The 18,991-nt window shown below is 38.1% G+C and carries 22 protein-coding genes and 1 pseudogene; 18 read left to right on the top strand and 5 right to left on the bottom strand.

From position 1 onward, the window contains the following. The first annotated feature begins 437 nt into the window (after nt 1-437). The 3 genes from BSO02S_RS20895 (at nt 438) to BSO02S_RS28330 (ending at nt 1,915) form a co-directional block, all read left to right on the top strand. The gene (locus BSO02S_RS20895) at nt 438-788 is read left to right on the top strand and encodes a VOC family protein (RefSeq protein ID WP_066072206.1); all 351 of its coding nucleotides are present in this window, start codon (nt 438-440) and stop codon (nt 786-788) included. A 435-nt stretch (nt 789-1,223) separates the two neighbouring features. After that, nucleotides 1,224-1,751 (top strand): SDR family NAD(P)-dependent oxidoreductase, encoded by a 528-nt coding sequence (locus BSO02S_RS20890; protein ID WP_268876020.1) that lies wholly within the window; start codon nt 1,224-1,226, stop codon nt 1,749-1,751. Beyond that, nucleotides 1,736-1,915, top strand: a complete 180-nt coding sequence (locus tag BSO02S_RS28330; protein ID WP_268876019.1) for an SDR family oxidoreductase — start codon at nt 1,736-1,738, stop codon at nt 1,913-1,915. Before BSO02S_RS20890 ends, BSO02S_RS28330 begins: the two co-directional genes overlap by 16 nt. Before the next feature lie 10 nt (nt 1,916-1,925). Here BSO02S_RS28330 and BSO02S_RS20885 read toward each other — a convergent pair whose 3' ends face one another. Then, the gene (locus BSO02S_RS20885; protein WP_066072203.1) at nt 1,926-2,888 is read right to left on the bottom strand and encodes a helix-turn-helix transcriptional regulator; all 963 of its coding nucleotides are present in this window, start codon (nt 2,886-2,888) and stop codon (nt 1,926-1,928) included. A 113-nt stretch (nt 2,889-3,001) separates the two neighbouring features. Here BSO02S_RS20885 and BSO02S_RS20880 point away from each other — a divergent pair, with 113 nt between their 5' ends. Both BSO02S_RS20880 and BSO02S_RS20875 read left to right on the top strand, forming a co-directional pair. Continuing rightward, nucleotides 3,002-3,481 carry a GyrI-like domain-containing protein gene (locus tag BSO02S_RS20880; protein WP_066072200.1) on the top strand — a complete coding sequence of 160 codons (480 nt, stop codon included), beginning with the start codon at nt 3,002-3,004 and terminating at the stop codon, nt 3,479-3,481. A 20-nt stretch (nt 3,482-3,501) separates the two neighbouring features. Beyond that, a complete protein-coding gene (locus BSO02S_RS20875) occupies nt 3,502-3,969 on the top strand; it encodes a DUF8821 family protein (protein WP_066072197.1) in 468 nt (155 codons plus the stop codon). Between the two features lie 431 nt (nt 3,970-4,400). Here BSO02S_RS20875 and BSO02S_RS20870 read toward each other — a convergent pair whose 3' ends face one another. Continuing rightward, entirely contained in the window at nt 4,401-5,093 is a 693-nt protein-coding gene (locus BSO02S_RS20870; RefSeq protein ID WP_066072194.1) for an aspartate/glutamate racemase family protein, read from the bottom strand. A gap of 233 nt (nt 5,094-5,326) precedes the next feature. Here BSO02S_RS20870 and BSO02S_RS20865 point away from each other — a divergent pair, with 233 nt between their 5' ends. From BSO02S_RS20865 to BSO02S_RS20855, 3 genes are all read left to right on the top strand, one after another. Beyond that, entirely contained in the window at nt 5,327-5,797 is a 471-nt protein-coding gene (locus BSO02S_RS20865) for a DinB family protein (RefSeq protein ID WP_066072191.1), read from the top strand. 152 nt (nt 5,798-5,949) lie between these two features. Further along, the gene (locus BSO02S_RS20860) at nt 5,950-6,531 is read left to right on the top strand and encodes a DUF3995 domain-containing protein (protein ID WP_235846977.1); all 582 of its coding nucleotides are present in this window, start codon (nt 5,950-5,952) and stop codon (nt 6,529-6,531) included. A 126-nt stretch (nt 6,532-6,657) separates the two neighbouring features. Continuing rightward, nucleotides 6,658-7,077: a VOC family protein gene (locus BSO02S_RS20855; RefSeq protein WP_066072188.1), complete on the top strand. Its 420-nt coding sequence runs from the start codon at nt 6,658-6,660 to the stop codon at nt 7,075-7,077. 424 nt (nt 7,078-7,501) lie between these two features. Here BSO02S_RS20855 and BSO02S_RS26600 read toward each other — a convergent pair. After that, nucleotides 7,502-7,752, bottom strand: a pseudogene (locus BSO02S_RS26600) (GNAT family N-acetyltransferase); the annotation flags it as partial. Between the two features lie 203 nt (nt 7,753-7,955). Between BSO02S_RS26600 and BSO02S_RS20845 the strand changes: the two are divergent. The 5 genes from BSO02S_RS20845 to BSO02S_RS27290 all read left to right on the top strand — a co-directional run bounded on the left by BSO02S_RS20845 (nt 7,956) and on the right by BSO02S_RS27290 (nt 11,808). Next, nucleotides 7,956-8,756, top strand: coding sequence for a polysaccharide deacetylase family protein (locus BSO02S_RS20845; RefSeq protein WP_066072182.1), 801 nt, complete (start codon nt 7,956-7,958; stop codon nt 8,754-8,756). 131 nt (nt 8,757-8,887) lie between these two features. After that, nucleotides 8,888-9,880, top strand: coding sequence for an FUSC family protein (locus BSO02S_RS20840; RefSeq protein WP_066072179.1), 993 nt, complete (start codon nt 8,888-8,890; stop codon nt 9,878-9,880). 264 nt (nt 9,881-10,144) lie between these two features. Next, nucleotides 10,145-10,558 (top strand): hypothetical protein, encoded by a 414-nt coding sequence (locus tag BSO02S_RS20835; RefSeq protein WP_066072176.1) that lies wholly within the window; start codon nt 10,145-10,147, stop codon nt 10,556-10,558. A gap of 78 nt (nt 10,559-10,636) precedes the next feature. Then, nucleotides 10,637-11,641 (top strand): nucleotide-binding protein, encoded by a 1,005-nt coding sequence (locus BSO02S_RS20830; RefSeq protein WP_066072173.1) that lies wholly within the window; start codon nt 10,637-10,639, stop codon nt 11,639-11,641. After that, nucleotides 11,638-11,808: a hypothetical protein gene (locus BSO02S_RS27290; protein WP_157081491.1), complete on the top strand. Its 171-nt coding sequence runs from the start codon at nt 11,638-11,640 to the stop codon at nt 11,806-11,808. Before BSO02S_RS20830 ends, BSO02S_RS27290 begins: the two co-directional genes overlap by 4 nt. Before the next feature lie 158 nt (nt 11,809-11,966). Here the strand turns inward: BSO02S_RS27290 and BSO02S_RS20825 are convergent, their stop codons facing one another. Beyond that, a complete protein-coding gene (locus tag BSO02S_RS20825) occupies nt 11,967-12,509 on the bottom strand; it encodes a GNAT family N-acetyltransferase (protein ID WP_066072170.1) in 543 nt (180 codons plus the stop codon). A 222-nt stretch (nt 12,510-12,731) separates the two neighbouring features. Between BSO02S_RS20825 and BSO02S_RS20820 the strand changes: the two genes are divergently transcribed. The 3 genes from BSO02S_RS20820 to dmpG are packed head-to-tail and all read left to right on the top strand — an operon-like array spanning nt 12,732 to nt 15,489. Beyond that, a complete protein-coding gene (locus BSO02S_RS20820) occupies nt 12,732-13,511 on the top strand; it encodes an IclR family transcriptional regulator (RefSeq protein WP_066072167.1) in 780 nt (259 codons plus the stop codon). Nucleotides 13,512-13,556: 45 nt separating this feature from the next. Further along, a complete protein-coding gene (locus BSO02S_RS20815; RefSeq protein WP_066072164.1) occupies nt 13,557-14,447 on the top strand; it encodes an acetaldehyde dehydrogenase (acetylating) in 891 nt (296 codons plus the stop codon). Between the two features lie 16 nt (nt 14,448-14,463). Continuing rightward, the gene (gene dmpG, locus BSO02S_RS20810) at nt 14,464-15,489 is read left to right on the top strand and encodes a 4-hydroxy-2-oxovalerate aldolase (RefSeq protein ID WP_066072161.1); all 1,026 of its coding nucleotides are present in this window, start codon (nt 14,464-14,466) and stop codon (nt 15,487-15,489) included. A 130-nt stretch (nt 15,490-15,619) separates the two neighbouring features. On the opposite strand, the gene BSO02S_RS20805 is transcribed toward dmpG, so the two are convergent. Beyond that, entirely contained in the window at nt 15,620-16,132 is a 513-nt protein-coding gene (locus tag BSO02S_RS20805; protein ID WP_066072158.1) for a flavin reductase family protein, read from the bottom strand. 265 nt (nt 16,133-16,397) lie between these two features. On the opposite strand from BSO02S_RS20805, the gene BSO02S_RS20800 reads away from it, so the two are divergent. Both BSO02S_RS20800 and BSO02S_RS20795 read left to right on the top strand, forming a co-directional pair. Then, complete coding sequence (locus BSO02S_RS20800) at nt 16,398-17,174, top strand: IclR family transcriptional regulator (protein ID WP_066072155.1); 777 nt, start codon at nt 16,398-16,400, stop codon at nt 17,172-17,174. Between the two features lie 313 nt (nt 17,175-17,487). Next, nucleotides 17,488-18,984 (top strand): 4-hydroxyphenylacetate 3-hydroxylase family protein, encoded by a 1,497-nt coding sequence (locus tag BSO02S_RS20795; RefSeq protein ID WP_066072152.1) that lies wholly within the window; start codon nt 17,488-17,490, stop codon nt 18,982-18,984. Nucleotides 18,985-18,991: the final 7 nt, after the last annotated feature.

The following is an 18,991-nucleotide window of genomic DNA, read 5'->3' as shown; positions in this document are numbered from 1 at the left end:
CCCGTTACATCTCAACTTTGTGAAGGATTACACTTAAAGTAACGGGGGGCGTTAGTTTAATAAGGAATAATCTATTCTAATAACGATTTTGTAGTTCTGATTTTCAACAATCGGGTGCATTAATGAAGTAATGGAAAAGTCAATTTTTTCTATTTTAATTTGCAGAGAAGTGGGGCTTTTTATTTGGAATTTCCTTAACGTTGTAAATCCGAATTTATCTTAACCATCAAAAATGGATGACTTTACAGTATTAAATGTAAAGTCATCCATTTTTTTGTTTCTTTAAAGACTATTTAACTAAATTAATTTTTATAGTATTTATAATAAATTAAGATAGATTGTTAACGAATACAGTTAGCTTAACAAGGTTTATTTGTAGTAATTGTAGAAATTAATAGTAACGTCAAATAGCTCAAAGATCTAGGAGTGAGTTAAAAATGAAGGTCAAACGTATTGTTGCCAATGTTGAAACGCAGGATATTACTAAAGCAACGTGCTTTTACAAAGATCTACTCGGACTCGATCAATTGATGAACCAGGGATGGATTGCAACCTACGGCTCGAACGAGAAAATGAATATTCAAATCAGCTTCGCCACACGGGGAGGCTCCCAGACGTCTACGCCTGATTTATCAATTGAAGTTGACGATCTCGACGATGCACTTAATCTCATGAAAGAAGCCGGGATTCCAATAGAGTATGGACCAGCTGAAGAGCCTTGGGGGGTTCGGAGATTTTATGTAAGGGATCCATTCGGAAAGCTTATCAATATTCTTAGTCATCAGTAAATAAAGGGCCGGAGAGTTATGAGTCAAGGTCATCACAGCTAATAAAAAGGGGAGAGCTGCCATCTATATCGAACCAATAAATAATGAAGTGTCCTTTTAGAAGTAGCGGTGATTAATTTAATAAGACATCAAAATGGTCAAATTTTATTAAACCAATATTAACATTGAATGCATGTAAATGATGTGAGAACCATTGATGTGCTAATATTTCCCATATCGAAGTTATGATAGATGCGGTTTCCTGCCGGTACCCGTATGTAGATTGTGAAGAAATGTACTTGGACTATAGGGGAGTTTAGTTCAACAAGGAAAACTGGTTAAGCTAGCTAATAACCTAACTAGGACTTCATTTTAATATATAAAAATCTTCTTCAAAAGGATTAGGACTTAAATTGTAGAATTACTATTACAACCTAATTTATAAGGAGGAAAGCTGTGCAGGACTTAACAGGCAAAGTGATTCTCATTACTGGAGCAAGTTCAGGGATTGGGCTTGCCACAGCCCATTTAGTGGCATCTAGAGGAGCAAAAGTTATTATTAATTTTCATTCAAATGAGAGGGGGGCTATGGAGGCTGTCCAACTGATTAGAGAAAAAGTCGGAGACGCTATGGCTATTCAAGCTGATGTAATGAAAAAAGAAGAAGTGAACTCAATGGTTGAACAAGCTCTTTCTTCATTTGGCACGATTGATGTTTTGGTTAATAATGCTGGTGGTGGAATCCGTCAAAGCAGCTTTATGGATATGAGTGAAGAACTGTGGGAAGAAACCTTTAGATTAAATGTAAATAGTGTTCTTTTATGCTCTCAAGCCGTATTAAAACATATGATTCCAAAGAAGAATGGCAAAATCATCAATGTATCTTCGGCGGCAGCTCGAATTGGAGGTGCAGGAGAAAGTATTCACTATGCATCGACTAAAGGAGCAGTAAATACAATGACATTGGTATGTCCAGAGAGCTAATTGAATATGGAATTATCGTGAATGGAGTGGCACCAGGAATGGTAGAAACGCCTTTTCACGAGAAATTTGCTCCAAACGATAATCGTCTTGAGCGTATGGCTTCATCTGTACCTATTAAACGGGCTGCAGCACCAATGGAAATAGCAGAGGTGATTGGGTTTTAACTGGTACTGCTTATGGGCAGAATAGGGATAATCTCTCTTGTAAACCTTCTAAGACTTCTTCTGGCACTTCCCTGACCTTGATATCCCCGCCTAGGAAAAGTAGCCAATTTGTTATTTCGGTCAATTCTTCTGAATGATTAACATGGATAAAAGTCTTTAGAATGGCTGTGGTTTGGTAAGGATTCGTATAGGAAATGGATACTTTTAAAGGATGGTATTTTTTGAACTGGGCAATCGCTTTTGGACCAAGTTCAAGGACAAGGTTGATTGCTTCTTCCTGCTTACTTAGTTTTTCTAAAATTTTTTTCTTAGTTAATCTTTTTTTCGTTGGGTAGGGTTTGACATCGGTAAGATCGTCGACAGGAACAATCTGCTTCTTTTCATCCTTTAAATCAAAGCCTTCAATCAGCCAATGGCTTTTTTCACGATAAAGGTGCAAGAGATAAATGGGATAAGACTTGATTACCTTCTCTTCTTTGATGGTAATCAATAAATAGCGATCCACAAGAAGGATTTGGATGAGTTTTTCTAACATCGGATGGGGCAGGTCTGACAGATCAAGCAGGTCGGGATTATTGGGGTTGGTCCCTTCAAAAAGCAAGATTTGATTTAAAAGAACAAGGGACTCTTGCTGGTTTTCTGAGATGAGGCCAAGTAATTTTTCAGCTAAGGACTGACGACTCTCTAGATAAGGGAGTTGTTGATTTCTTGTGGCCATAAAGGCAATAAAAAGAGCTTTAATTTCATTATCGGTAAAGCGAACAGTGGGCAGGACAGAGTTGTTCATGACAAAATAACCCCCGTCCCTTCCAACTTCAGCGACAAGTGGCATCCCCATGGCCTCAATTTCTCTGATATCTCGAATAGCTGTCGAACGAGAGATGTTAAATTCCCGCATGATTTCAGAAATGGTAAAGTGGGCGCGGTTGTTGATATACCGCATGATAATATTAATCCGTTCTACTTTTTTCATCGGGTTCTCCTAAACAGTATCATTTTTTGACATGATTTAAGGTTATTATAAACTTATCAAGTGGAAAGACAAATCATTTGATTAATATTTTTAAAAAAGGATGGTTTTGAATTATGGCAGGTTATACTCTAGAAGAAAAAAACAGCTTCACTGTTTTAGGTATTGGAACGGAGCTTACGAGCAATTACACAGACTTTGCTGGCATCATCAAGGAAAAATCAGACTTTTGGTGTGCAGTCAGCCAAGATGGAAGGCTTGACACTTTAAAGAAACTAGCTACAAATGACTACGTTTTTGCCGTGAACGAAGCGGTGAATAACAAGATGATGCATTATGCTGGCGTCATGACAGAGGAATCATTACCAGAAGCCACCAGAGTCATCCAATTTCCGAAGGGGGATTACATAGTTGTTAAAGGAGAAGCGAAGACGGCTGAAGAGTTGAGTAATACTCTTACTGGCATTGCCTTTGGTCAAGTCTTGCCAGAAGTAAAGGATTACGCCTATGTTGGCGGGCCGAATGCAACAGTTGAGATGGGGCAGCGAAACGGCTTAGTTTTTGGTGAAATGTGGATTCCTGTTGTTAGGAAATAAAGAGATAAAGGAGGATGGAAATGTCCTATATCGTTGATTTTAAAAATGTGTCTACGGTTGGTTTAGAGTCTTCACCTGTAGCAGAAGCGCTTGCTGGTTTACGTGCGAATGAAGCCCGTTACTTTATGAACAAATACAAGCATGAATTTACGGTTGTACCAGCTAGTGAGTCCAGCGAGACCCTTGATTATGTGAACCGAATTCTGAAAGAAGAACGTGATATTGAGTTTGCGGCCAAACCGTTAGAAACGTCGCGTTTTCAAGTGGAAAATATCAAAATTGCCTACGTTTTTTATGAGGATGGTCTATCGATCAACGTCATGTATACGGTTGATGACCCTAAGCCAAAGCGGGCCGTTGGTTTTAAGCTTTCTGAGGGCATGGAGGTACCAAAAGAGTTAGAAGGAAAGTTCAAGTTTGCCAGGCAGAAGTCTAAACTCGCTGGAACCATTCGAGGCTCGTATTTTGTCATTAAAGGTGAATATTAAATTCATCTTTCTTGTTATACAAAAGGGCGCGTTTATCAAGCAACGCGTCTTTTTGTAGTCCACTTCTGTTTGTTCATTCATTTTTCATCCATTTTGGGGAATTAAAAAGGCAAAAGAACCATATAAAATGATGAAAGGAGGAGAGTCAAATGAGACAGATAATGGACAAATATTTTCGTGCTAGTGTGAGTATGGTACTATCCAAGATGATGGTAGTTTAGTAAGTTTACAAGTTGCTGCTTGGACTAACTTTTCTTACTTTGGGTCGCAAGGTTTAGCAGTTCTTTGATTCTATGGGGTTCACCATACTGTGTTGAATGGAGCCTTCCTCAACAATCTGGCCCTAAAAATGGAAAATAAGCGCTTATCCTTTTTCTGGGAAAGCGCCCGATTGTGTAAGATCAAGAATTGCGATAGAGCTGTAGAAATAACTACTTCTTTAAGGACATATTTACTGCTTCAAGAGCATGTATATAAGTTGTATCAAACAGAGGTACATCGGAATCCTCCGGTTTTATCAATAATCCAATTTCTGTACAGCCTAATATAATTCCTTCAGCTCCAGTTTCGATCAAACCTTGGATAACCTTTTTATAATAATCCCTTGAGGTTTGTTGAACCTTACCTAAACATAACTCTTCATAAATAATCTTGTTTACAGTTTCTCTTTCATTAGCATTTGGTACGATAACCGTTATACCATTAGATTCTAAACGTGATTTGTAAAAGTCTTGCTCCATAGTATACCTTGTGCCAAGTAATCCTACGGAATTAATTCCTTGTTCTTTAATTTTATTAGCTGTTGCATCGGCAATATGTATAATAGGTATGTTGATTTTTTCCTGTATATCATCTATAACTTTGTGCATGGTATTGGTACAAATAACAATAAAATCTGCGCCCCCTTTTTCCAAAGATTGTGCAACGTCACCCAATGTTTCACCAGCCTTTGTCCAGTCACCCTCTGACTGAAAACGCTCAATTTCTTCAAAGTCAACGCTGTATAAAAGGCATCTTCCAGAATGTAACGCTCCTAATCTTCTTTTCACTTCTTCGTTAATAATCCGATAATACTCAACTGATGATTCCCAACTCATTCCACCAATAAGTCCAATAACCTTCATGTTAAAGCCTCCAAACCATAGTCATTTTGTTTTCTCCCTTTAGCAACTAATTCAAACCTTATTATATAAAAACGTCCCTATGAAACAAAATATATCTTCTAATAAACTTAGAAAATGTCCCACCAGAAATATCTGGCTGCCCCTAACAGGATATTCTATTAAAATGTAGAATCATATATATAGGTATTGTTGTAATTTTCACGGGACTCTAACTATTCAAGGAGGAGAGGACTTTGAAACGAATGGATTTGCTTTTATACGTCCTAGATTCAACTTTCGATAAAGAGAGTTGGTATGCACCGTTTAAAAATGCTATAGAAGGACTTACAGCCGGACAGGCTAGCTGGAAACCATCTGGAGTGGCAACTAAGACCATTTGGGAGAACGTTAATCATCTCATTTATTACAAAGAGAGACTTGCTGCCAACCTGGATGGCCGTGAATGGACACATAATCTCGACGGGGATGAAACCTTCAATTTCACCGATCAATCTAATGACGATAAGGAATGGAAAAAAGTCGTTGAAGGTGCCGAAAACGCTCAACGCAATTTAAGACAAGTATTGAGTGCAATTTCCGATGAAAAGCTTGATCAAAATTCACTTGAGAGGAAATTACTGGACATCATGCTTCATGATGCTTATCATACAGGGCAAATTATTCAATTAAGAAAAATGCAAGGGTCTTGGCCTTCAATTCGTTGAGCGAACGAAGAAATATTTTGCTTTGGTGAATTAATTAATAATAGGACCTTCATAGTTATCCAATTGCAGGGCGCAAAACCTGAATAAGGATTAACATCCTTATGTACAAGTCTTATACAAAGGATCCAAGGGCACTGTCGAGGTGATCGTAAGTGAATTCGAATCTGTCGTCGAAACCACCGCAATCAAAATCAACCGTTTGGGCTGGGAGCGCTGTTTTTGTATGGTCCATTGCCTATATGCTGCCACACCTATATTGGGCTTTAGGCGGAAGAGTGGGGCTGTCCCTGCTAAAACCCGGCGTGGCTGCATCTTCCAAGTTTGAACTAATTAATTGGATCTCGTTACCAATCTTTATTGTTGCGGGACTTGTAGGTCTTGGTTTCATTTATTTAGGCAAAAGTAAAATTCTGAGCTTATTGTTGCTTGCCATATCTGTGTTAGGGTGTTCGATTGCCACTGCTCATGGCATTTTTGGCATTATCTATCGTGGCTTGCAAATCGCAGGTGTGATTGGCTTGGAAAATAGGGCATTTGATATCCACGATGATATGTACGTGGTGTGGGATATGGTCATTTTCGAACCGTGGTTTTTGATTGAAGGCATTTTACTTGCCATTGCAGGATGGTGTTTTTTGAAGGGAGCACGGAGCAGGAAAGTTTGGCTTACGGTGTGTATGCTTGGCACGATTGTTGGGTTGGTCACAGGGATGCTGGGTGTGCGATTTGCATAGTTAATGTGTTTCAGAAATCGAGTGATGAGCTACTGGGATTGTTATTACCAGCCTTTGATCTTCAGCATTCGGGCGTGTTTATTTAGGAACGCGTTTTTTTTATGTATTGTGGAAGGAGACTAAAAAATGGGTGAGCAATTATTAAGGATTGGAACAACATATATACCAGTGACTAATGTTGACCTTTCTTCTGATTGGTATGTAAATAAATTAGGAGCAGAATTAAGCTATAAAGATCAAGATAAAGCTATTTTAAACTTTGCCAATCAAAGCGTTTTTCTTGTGAAGTCTACTGAAAATCAAAGTTCTAATTTCTTTGATATTTACGGTAATGAGCGTTTTTCGTTGACATTCGAAGTTAATGGATTAAATGCATTAGAAGCAATACATAGAAACTTTAAGCAAAATGAAATTAGAGTTGGAGAGATTGAAGACAGAGGACATTTTGGAAGAAATTTCGTATTTTATGATTTAGATGGTAATAAATTTGATGTTTGGAGTGAACTTAGTCCAATCTTCAAAGAAAAGTATCTTATTTCCAAATAGATAGCTCAAGGATTTGCGGCTTTTTATTATGTAACTAACGGCGTTCTTTAGCTGCATATTTGGAGGATATTGCGACGGAGAGTCCTCCATCATTCTATGAAGGACTAATCTCTACTAGAAAGCCTACGATTAGTCCTTCATCAAGCCTATGAAGGACTAATCCCTAATAGAAAGGCCTCGATTTGTCCTTCATCAAACCAGTGAGTAAAAATAAGTCGAAATCGGCTTAAGTCCCTCAGCAATCACCCCTGATAGTACAGCAAACGGGGAGTTTAGTGGAACAAGTAATTGCTAAATAGAGTTAGTTTAATTGAATGCCAAAGAAGATAGTATGTGGTTTCCATAAAAAAGACTCAGTGAATTATCTATTCACCGAGCTTTTCATCCGTAATGATTTCGAATAAAACTTTGGAATTTTTTTCGATTACATATTCTCATTTATTATCGCAAGGATCTGATGGTCTTCCCATTTCCCATTTATCATGATATTTTTCCGAGCAATGCCCTCTTGAAGAAAGCCCGATTTTTCCAGGACCTGATGGACCCCAAGTTATCTGGCTTAACACCAGCTTCTAATCTATGCAGCTTTAGCTCAGTAAAAGCATAATCAACGATTAACCCGATTGTCTCTGTCATATATCCTTTTCCATTATGCGCTTTGTCAAGGACATAGCCAACGACACAACTCTGCGCCGGATCACGCTCCACCTCCTGCGATTAGGGAATATGGAAGCCTTTTGTTAATAAGCTTATAAATCAGTTTCCTAAAAGGTTCATACTGTGAAACTAAATCTTCCAAATATTCCCTAACCTGTTTACGATAAATATTTTTATTAAAAACTTCGAAAAATAAGTTCATCCTAAAGGAGGGGCTTATAATGAAGAAAATTTCGTTCATTACCATTATTCTATTGATTCCTTTATTCTCCTTTCAAGTAAAAACGAACGCCTCCACTAACAGTCGAGAAACATATGAAAAAACAGGGCGTGTTATTTGGGAAGTGAACTCAAAGGAAAAGTTAGTTGCCCTTACTTTCGATGATGGACCTCATCCTATTTTCACTTCACAAATACTGGATTTATTGGCAAAACATAATGCTAAAGCTACCTTTTTTGTAGCTGGAAATAAAGTAGCAAGATTTCCAGATCTTTTAAAAAGAGAAGTGAAAGAAGGACATGAAATTGCTAATCATACTTACCATCATATTTATGGGAGAATAACCGCCGCAAAACTATCATCCGAATTGGAAGAAACAGATAAAATTATTACGAAATTCACTGGTTTAAAACCGTCTCTCTATCGCCCTGTAGGAGGTTTTTATAATGATGAAATTATTAATACAGCTTTAAAAAATGGTAAAACGGTCGTATTATGGTCATGGTATCAAGATTCTCGTGATTGGGCAAATCCGCCAGCAAGTAAAATTTGTAGTGATATAAAAAAAGGAATAAAGCCAGGTAATATCATTTTATTTCACGATTGGCACGGTAGTGAATATACTCAAGCCTGTTCTACTGTTAAAGCATTAGAAAACATTTTGGACTTTTTAGACAAGAATGGATATAAGTGTGTAACTGTATCTGAATTGCTCTACCGTTCAACGCAAATAATTTCAGAATCTTTCGAAATTCTTCCTTCGAAGAAAGGAAAAACTTCTCACATTGATTTAATGTTTTAAATGCTTTTTTTCGCATAAATAGGTCTCTTGTGAACTATTTCTTATTTAAGTAAAGGGCGCGATGGTGGGAGAACCAAACTTATATTTAAACGACTTTATTGTTACTAAGGGTTTTATCAGGAGGAAGCTATGTGAATAACAAAAAACTATCAATCCAACATAAAATAAGTTTGAGTCTCAAAATGGTCATTGGTTCCTCCATTTCGTGGGAATTAGCTGTTTTATTTGGTTCAAATTACCCGTATTTAGCCCCCATCTCACTTATTCTGTGTTTACAAGCAACTCTTATTAGGTCCATAAGATTTGGGCTAGCAAGAATAGTAGGTACGATAATTGGGGGAGTAACAGTTTCCCTTCTTGCACCTACTTTGCATGAAAACGGATGGTCAATCGCAATGATAATGATGGTCAGTCTTTTAGTTCCACTTATTTTAGGGGTAAATGCAACAAGTCTTCATCAAATTGCGCTAAGCGTTTTGCTTGTTCTTGAATTTGAACATAAACTCCCTGGATATGGGATGGACCGAATTCGAGATTCAATTATTGGAGTAGTGGTAGCTTTGCTACTACATATATGTATTTATCCTTCTAATTTTACAAAAGGTGCAATTGCAGAAGTTGAGGAACTACCTAATCAATTAGCGAATATGCTGAAATCTTTGGGAACATGGTTGGAAGTAGGGGCACCTCAAAAAAATTATTTCCATGAAGAATTTAATCAATTACGTAATAAAATATTCCAAATTGAAAAAAAGATTAACCAAGCTCAATTAAGCGTAAAATTTAACCCTTTGTTAAAAAAAAGTAAACAACAAATAATTGAGGAAGATTTTCTTTTTAAAACATTGAAACTAGTGAACGCCGATATAGAGGTCCTGTTCAAAATTATGGAGGAGTGGAAAAAATCTGGTTCGTTAGCAAAAGAAGGTATGAAAATATGGATACAAAATTTGTTATTATTAGAGTCATCACTTCGCATTTGGAATGAGGAAAAAGAAATTTCAGATGTTTTATTTAATGAAACATTTCCAAATGATAAATTTTACTTCACAGCTGTTTGGCATGGGCAGCATCTTATTTCTACACTTAAAAAGCGTCCTCGAATGTCACGGTTAAAGAAATAACAATCTCGCATATTTCATTATGAAGGTTGTAATTACTAAAGGGGGCTTTACTTAGAGCGGTCAGCATAATAGGCGGCTTTTTCAACAATTGGGGGCGAAGCTTTAATAAGGCATCGCCTTTTGTTTATTTATAGGGGACTGGAACCTTGCCTGGTACTAGATATCCGCAATTATACGGGACAATCTTCCTGACTCCATGTCCCGCCGCAGGAATTTTCTCATTTTTGCTTGAATATTATAATAAAGAGCGTTTGGGGGTATATTATGAATGAGAATAAGTTAAAACACCTTGAATTTATTCAGGGGGTCATTAATCGGATGGGGCAAAATTCCTTTTTATTAAAGGGGTGGGCCGTTACGCTTGTTGCTGGGCTTTTTGTTTTTGCGAATACTCAAGATATGGAATGGAAAATGATTTCCATTGCCTTCATACCTAGTATTTTCTTTTGGCTTTTGGATGGTTATTTTCTTTGGCAGGAAAAGCTGTTCAGAAACCTTTATGATCACGTTCGAAAAAAAGGCGAGGGAGAGATGATCGATTTTTCAATGAATGTGAAACCATTTGTGTCCGAAACAGGCTCATGGATCCGTATTTGTCTTTCTACTACATTAAGCCTATTTTACTTACCAATAATTGTTATTATCGTAATTACAATGGCGCTTGTTTGTAAATATTGATTCCGATGGTTAAATATAACAAAAAAGGCTGATATAATTAGATGAAATATATGTAAACTACTATTTTATGGAGGAGAAATGACCAGTATCAAACCGAGATTATTTATTGGCTCTGCCAGAGAATCCGCTGACTATGTTGATGCCATTCATGAAGCACTTACTCATGTTGCTGAGGTTACTCCTTGGACCTCGGGTGCATTTCGGCCGCTCGAATATAATATGGAAAGCCTTGAACGACAATTAGATGAAAATGATTTTGCTGTATTTGTATTTTCACCGGATGATGTTGTAAATATACGAGGTACGATTACATTTACGACAAGGGACAATACTTTGTTTGAAATGGGGTTATTCTGGGGTAGATTAAGAAGAGGACGAGTGTTTTATATTATTCCACATACCACACCGGAAAGTGAGGATGCAAAAGGGTTTCGTTTACCTTCCGATCTGGACGGCCTTACGGTATTAAGGTACGAAATGCGTGCTGATCAAAATCACGATGCTGCTGTTAATGTCGCTTGCAGGGCGATCAAAAGAAAAATTCGCGAGTTGGGCGTCTTTCAAAATCCAGCTAAACTCTTAGCGGAAGCTCAAGCAAACAGGGAAAAAGACTATGCCTTAATTCGCATCCTTCGAACCTTGTCAAAACGACTTTTAGCAGACCCAGCGAAACAGTTTGAATATCTACAAGAAGCTGTTCGGAACGCTTATCTTGCGCCATCATCCTATTACGTTGAAGGAATAGGGGTATGGCAAGCGGAGGGAATTGATGGTCTAAAACAAATAGCGGGAAATGATGGTATAGGGAAATTTTACCCGTTTAATGTTAATGAAAATAGGCGAAAAACAGATAGAATTATTGTCGTTGATTGTTTTTTACAGAGTAACGAACTGGTTTTTCAAAAAAGTAGTGCCTTTGATAATACGTATGTATTATGTTACCCTATAGGTAATCAATTGGTTCTGACGGTTGAATTAACGGGAAGAAGGCTATTAAGCCAAGCAGAGATTGACGATATTTTTCTCGATAATTACAATCTTTTAAGCACGATTAACACTATCTTTGGAGGTGCCTCTTCATGAGCAGAGCAGCAGTATCAAAAGTAGACCAAAAATCGTATAAACTTGGAGAAACTGTTGCAGGTGTAAGAGCGGTTATTACCTCCATTCACGGAAAAGAAGAGTCAGGAAAAGTTATCTATAAACGAAAAGCAGACTATCGAGAAGACCCCTATCAGAAGCGGGCATAGGGGACAGGAACCCTGTCCCGCCCCGCGAACTGCTCGTGCCTATAACGGAAATCAACATTCACTTTTAACACAGCCTTCCATAAAAAAGCTCAGTGAATGATCTATTCACTGGGCTTTTCATCGGTAATGGTTTCGAAAAAAATTAGATTTTTTTTCAATTACATATTCTCATTTATTATCGCAAGGATCTGATGGTCTACCCATTTCCCATTTATCATGATATTTTTCCGAGCAACCCCCTCTTGACGAAAGCCCGACTTTTCCAGAACCCTGATGGACCCCAAGTTATCTGGCTTAACACCAGCTTCTATTCTATGCAGCTTTAGCTCAGTAAAAGCATACTCAACGAGTAACTCGATTGTCTCTGTCATATATCCTTTTCCATTATGCGCTTTGTCAAGGACATAGCCAACGATACAACTCTGCGCCGGACCACGCTCCACCTTAAACAATCCAATACTTCCAATTAACTCTTCATTTTCATTGAGAAAAATTCCAAATGAATACGCCTGATCATTGTTTATTTTTTCCTGGTTCGTTTTAATCCGCTCTAGTTGTCCTTTCAATGTATAATAAGATTCCTTGCGATCGATAGAATACTCCTCAAAAAACGAGCGATTTCTGACTTCTAAAAGTAAGGTTTTTTCTGCATCAGCACTTTCAAGTGGTTTAAGAAAAACCCGGCTGCCCGCTAGCTTCATTTGCACAATCTCCTTCTTCCCCCTAACTTTTTCCAAAATAACCAATATTCCCTCTATACTAATTTTACTCTTGTATAAAAAGACGCAATCCAAGTGTTTCTTTTTGCAATGGGGATGAAAATTCAGAATTTTATTGACGAATGTTTGCTTCATAATATACTATTAAATCATACTTAAATATTTACGAATGATATTCGGCAATGACGAATGGAGGGGGAAAAAATGGCTGAACGCCTAATCCAATCTATAGAACGAGCAGCAGACATCCTCGAATTATTTTTGGACTTCGATCAGGAACTAAGTGTAAAGGACATAAGCGTTAAACTAGGATTGTCCAAAAGTACCGTACACGGTCTTATCAAGACCCTTGAATATCGAGGATATTTGCAGCAAAACAAGGATGATTTGAAATATAGGCTTGGCCTGAAGCTATTTGAACTTGGAAACAGGGTTAGTCATCAATTTGATCTTGGAAAAATTGCCCGCCCGATTATTAAGGAACTTGTAGATGAACTAAAGGAAACCGTTCACCTAGTTGTCTTTGAACGGGGGGAAGTCATTTACATTGAAAAGTTAGATGGTCCACGGGCATTAAGAATTTACTCTCAAGTTGGAAAGCGTGCTCCGATTCATTGTACCGGGGTAGGAAAGGCGATTCTAGCTTTTCAAGAGGAAGAAGAAATAGAAAGGCTTCTCTCAAACTCTGATTTGGAATCATATACAGAGTACACGATAACCGATAAAGAAAAGTTGAAAAAACATTTACTTCTTATTCGAGAACAGGGCTATTCCATTGATGATGAAGAAATTGAATTAGGACTCAAGTGTGTAGCTGCACCGGTATTTGATCATCATGGTCAGGTGATAGCGGCGATTAGCTGTGCAGCTCCTAAAGTAAGAATGGATAACCTGAGACTTTCTGAAGTCAGTAAGCAAATTCAACTAGCAGCTGCAAGTATTTCACAGACCATGGGTTACAAAACCAAACCATCACATGTGTAGGCTTGGATACAAAAAAATAGATTGCATATAAAGGAGGAGAAAATTTTGTCAAAAGTAAAAGTTGCTATTTTAGGTTCAGGAAATATTGGAACCGATCTCATGATAAAGCTTGGACGCTCTGATGTATTAGAGCTTACCGCTGTAATTGGGATTGATTCAGAGTCGGATGGTTTGCGACGTGCAAGAGAATTAGGGTATTTAACAATCGATACAGGTCTGCAAGGATTTCTGGAAAACCATTCAGACTTAGCGGATATCGTGTTTGATGCTACCTCAGCAAAAGCTCATGTCCGCCATGCCAAAATGTTAAAAGAGGCTGGAATTAAAGCCATCGATATGACGCCGGCGGCCCGCGGGCCATTTGTTGTTCCATCCGTTAATATGGGATCGAATATCGAAGAAGCAAATATTAACTTGATTACCTGCGGTGGTCAGGCAACCATTCCGATGGTTCATGCGATAAATCGTGTCAGCCCTGTGGAATATGCTGAAATAGTCGCGACCATTTCAAGCAAAAGTGCAGGCCCAGGAACACGTGCGAATATCGATGAATTTACGGAAACCACTTCAAGAGGAATTGTAGAAGTTGGCGGCGCGAAAAAAGGGAAAGCCATCATCATCTTGAACCCGGCAGAACCACCAATTTTGATGCGGGATACCGTCTATGCCCTTGTAGAAGAGGGAACGATGGATGAAGCAAAAATTACGCAATCCATTAAAGAAATGGAAAAAGCGGTTCAATCCTATGTGTCTGGATACAGACTGCGTACAGAGCCTATATTCGATGGAAATAAAGTGACCATCTTTATCCAAGTCGAAGGGGCTGGAGACTACTTGCCTAAATACTCTGGAAACCTTGATATTATGACAGCAGCAGGAGTTAAGGTAGCCGAAGAATTTGCGAAAAATCAATTAACTTATCAGCTAGTTAAATAGAAAGGAGTCTTACCAAATGACAAACGCCCGGGATATTTATATCACAGAAGTAGCATTACGTGATGGTAGTCATGCAATTGCCCACCAATTTACTGTTGAGCAAGTACTAAAAGTAGCAAAAGGATTAAATGATGCAGGAGTTCCTTATATCGAGGTTGCACATGGCGATGGCTTATCAGGCTCCTCCTTACAATATGGTCTTTCTAGAACTAATGAAATGGAATTAATCGAAGCAGCTGTTTCGGTTGCTGACAAGGCTAAAATTGCTGTTCTTTTAATACCAGGTATTGGTACGGTTAAGGAATTAAAAGAAGCTGCCAACTTAGGCGCCAAAATGGCACGGATTGCCACCCATGTGACAGAAGCAGATGTTGCTCCACAACATATCGCAGCGGCAAAAGAACTAGGAATGGAAACAGTCGGATTTTTGATGATGTCCCATATGGCACCGGTTGATAAGCTTGTAGAACAAGCCCAATTAATGGAAAGCTATGGTGCTGATACGGTGTATGTCGTGGATTCCGCAGGAGCATTACTTCCTAATCAGGTCCGCGAGCGGATTCGTGCCTTGAAACAAAGTTTAGGAATTAATATTGGCTTTCACGGCCATAATAACTTGTCTCTTGCAATGGCGAATTCATTAGTTGCTATTGAAGAAGGAGCAACACGCATCGATGGAAGTGTCCGCTGTTTAGGTGCCGGAGCAGGTAATACGCAAACGGAAGTACTTACTGCTGTGCTGGATCGGATGGGAATTCAAACAGGAATCGATGTTTATAAAATGATGGATGTAGCCGAAGAAATTGTTGCTCCGATTTTAGAAACACCACAGGAGATTACTAGGGATGGTCTTGTTCTTGGGTATGCAGGTGTCTATTCAAGCTTTGCGCTTCATGCGAAACGGGCAGCAGCTAAATTCGGTATTGATTCACGGGATATTTTAGTAGAACTAGGCAACCGCAAGGTAGTCGGCGGTCAGGAAGATATGATTGTTGATGTAGCTGCAGAAATTGCTAAAGTAAAGGCCGAAGCGGTACGGTAATAAATAGAAGAAAAGAGAAGCCAACGACCTATATGTAAGTAGTTGGCTTTTTTCTATAATAAAAAATGGGGAGTATTCATTTTCTTTTATTATATATGCATGTATGTGGGCGTTCTTAAATAAACATCCACTACACAGACTGTTTTGGACGATAAAACTCTTTGGGAATAGGGCCGAAAGTTCTACGGTGATACAGCATTGGATCTTTCTCTTTATTGATTTGAAGGGCTGTCACTTCTCCAATGAATACTGTATGATCGCCTGCTTCAATGGCTTTAAATGTTTTACATTCAAATACACCAAGAACACTATCAATAATTGGCAATCCATTGCTCGAAAACTTCCAATTGCAAGTACTAAAACGGTCATGATGTTTAGTAGCAAAAGTTTTACAAGGTTCTACCTGTTCTTCTGCCAATACATGAACAGCAAATTTCCCACTTTCTTTAAAATCTTCAAGTAAAGAAGATCTGTGATCGATAGACCATAGAACCAATAGTGGATCAAGCGAAACAGAAGCAAATGAATTTACTGTCAGCCCTACTGGTGTTCCATCCTCTTTTATCGTTGTAACGATTGTTACTCCAGTCGGGTAGTCTCCCATAATTTGTTTAAATAAATCTTGATTCGTTTCTCTTTGCATGTATTCATTCTCCTGTTCTTTTGAAATGGATTGCATTTCTACTATCATAAACGGAATATTTTTAATTTTAAATCGCTACATCCAACATTATGAAATTTCATTAATTCTTTTGTTAAGGAAAAATGTAAGCTTCTACTATTTAATATTTGTGATAAGAGTTAGTCTATTTTATAATTAAAATTATGTACATATTTTGAATTTTCAGAAACATTGAATTTCTCTTATTTATTTTAAAGAAGGTTTGAATTAAGGAGAGTGAGTTAATTTGATTACTTCAGTAAGTAGAGCGTGTCAAATATTAAGTTGTTTTACGCAGGAAGAACCTGTGTTAGGAAATACGGAGATTGCAGAAAAACTGGGATTAAGCACTAGTACAACGCATCATCTTATCACAACCCTTTGTAAGGAGGGGGTTTTAATGAAAGATGTAGACAAAAAGTACAGACTAAGCTGGAAGGTACTTGAATGGAATAATAATGTCATGTTTCAGCAAGATTTTTATGATAAAGCCATGCCGTTAGTAAAGGAATTAATAATGATATTTAAAGGGACAGCACATATCTCCATGTTTGATCAAGGTGATGTAGTCCATGTCTTAAGAATCACTTCAAAAGATTTAGATTCTGTTCCTACGTATCTCGGTGCAAGAAGGCCTGCCTATTGTACAAGTGCAGGCAAAGCATTACTTGCTTATAATAACGCTTATCTTCAAAAAACAGTTGAAAAAGGATTAATAAGACAAGGTCCGAATACCATTACCGATGTCAAGCTGCTTGAAAGGGAACTGAAGTCTGTCCGGGAACAAGGTTACGCGATAAGCGATAATGAAAATGATACGTGCACTTATGCCATAGCTGTTCCAGTTTTCTCCTATTCAGGGGAAACGATTGCTTCGGTAAATTTAGTTGGTCCAATAAGCTATATGAAGGGGCTTCATCGCCAACACATTATTCAAAGTGTTGTTAGTACTGCTAAAGCCATTTCCCGAGAATTGGGCTACATTGAGTTAAAAAGTGCCAATAAGAAATATGCAAAAAGATAATTCCATTTATGTATAAATTTTTTAAAAAAACCCCCTAAATTTTCATAAAAATTTCACTATTTTAAATCCTGTGATCGAAATATATTGTTTTTTTAAGTATAGTGATAAACAAATAGTAAAGATTGGAGGATTGAAGGACTTAAAGATTACAAATTTGTAAACGTTATCATTATTTTTAGGTCTTATGATTGCGCTTACTAACAGCCCCGTGACAGAAGAAACTAATCGAATTGTCTAAGGGATTATTAAAACGCAAATACTTCGAAAAGGGATATATTTAGGCGAATTTTATGGAATTTGGAGGTAATAACGAATGGGGATTAGAACAGGAGAACAATATATTAACGCTTTAAAATCACGTACACCAGAGGTCTGGCTTCGCGGTGAAAAAATCACAGATGTGGTAAACCATCCAGTATTCAAACAGCCAATTAAAGAGATTGCTAAGTTGTTTGATTTACAGCATGACCCTGAATACCAAGAAAAAATTACACATATATGTGAAGAAACTGGCGAACGGGTGAACAATGGATATCTTATTCCAAGAAATGGAGAAAATCTTAAAGCGCGCCGGCAGCTATTTGAAATATGGGCTGAATCTACTTTTGGTTTGATGGGCAGAACACCGGATTTCCTTAGTATTGTTGTGACATCCATGGCAACAAATGATTGGTTTTTCCGTCAGTATGGAGAACGGTATGGCGATAATATCATTAACTATTACCGCTATATTAGAGATAATGACTTGTTCTTGACTCATGCTATCGTAAACCCGCAGAATGACCGCAGTAAAGCTTCATTTGAGCAAAATGATGAGTTTTCTCACCTTGGGGTAGTAAAAGAAACGGAAGAGGGATTAATTGTACGCGGTGCTAAAATGTTAGCAACTCTTGCACCTATTACAGATGAAGTAATCGTTTATTCATATCCAGGATTTAAGCCGGGCGATGACAAGTATGCGATTTCGTTTGCCCTTCCACTTGACACTCCTGGATTGAGAATTTATTGCCGGGAAGAGATGCAAGATGGAAAACGTTCTACTTGGGATCATCCATTAGCCTCACGTTTTGAGGAAATGGATGCGATTTTAGTATTTCATGATGTCCTGGTACCATGGGAACGAGTATTTATTAATCAAAATGTAGAAGCTGGAAATTTACTTTATCCTAAAACAGGTGCCAACCTTCAGCCTGCCCATCAGTCTGCCGTCAGAGGTTTGTGCAAGCTTTCCTTTGTAACAGATGTGGCCTGTTCAGTAGCAGATGCCATCGGTGTAGATGGATTCTTGAATGTACAAAATCAATTATCTGAACTGATTCAGAGTGTAGAGACCATCCGGGCGTTGGCGCGAATTGCCGAGTATGAATATACGCTGACAGACCAAGGAGAAGCTTTGCCAAATATTGTGCCGCTGGAGACAATTAGAGGATTACTTCCCAAAATGTACCCAAGGGCCATTGAAATATTACAGACAATCGGTGCAGGCGGCCTGTTGATGTCACCAAGCGGTGCGGATTTTGTCAATCCGGAAATCATGGAGGACATGGAGAAATATTATGTCGGCCGTTCAGGGGTCTCTTCGGAAAAACGAGTCCGTTTATTCAAATTGGCATGGGATTTATGCGGAGAGGCATTTGGTCAAAGGTTATTACAATATGAACGTTATTATTCCGGCGACCCTGTCCGTAAAATGGGAATGTTCTATAATGTGCATAAGAGAAACAATCCATCCTATCCGCTTGTGGAACGGGCATTAGAAGAATCTCTGCTTATGTCCGAGGAATATAAGACCAAGGTGCAAAATGTGTAAAAAACAC

This window comes from Neobacillus soli NBRC 102451 (assembly GCF_001591665.1).
GTDB lineage: Bacteria > Bacillota > Bacilli > Bacillales > Cytobacillaceae > Neobacillus > Neobacillus soli.
Note: the sequence above shows the minus strand (reverse complement) of the source record. Positions and strands in the feature narration are given on the sequence as shown.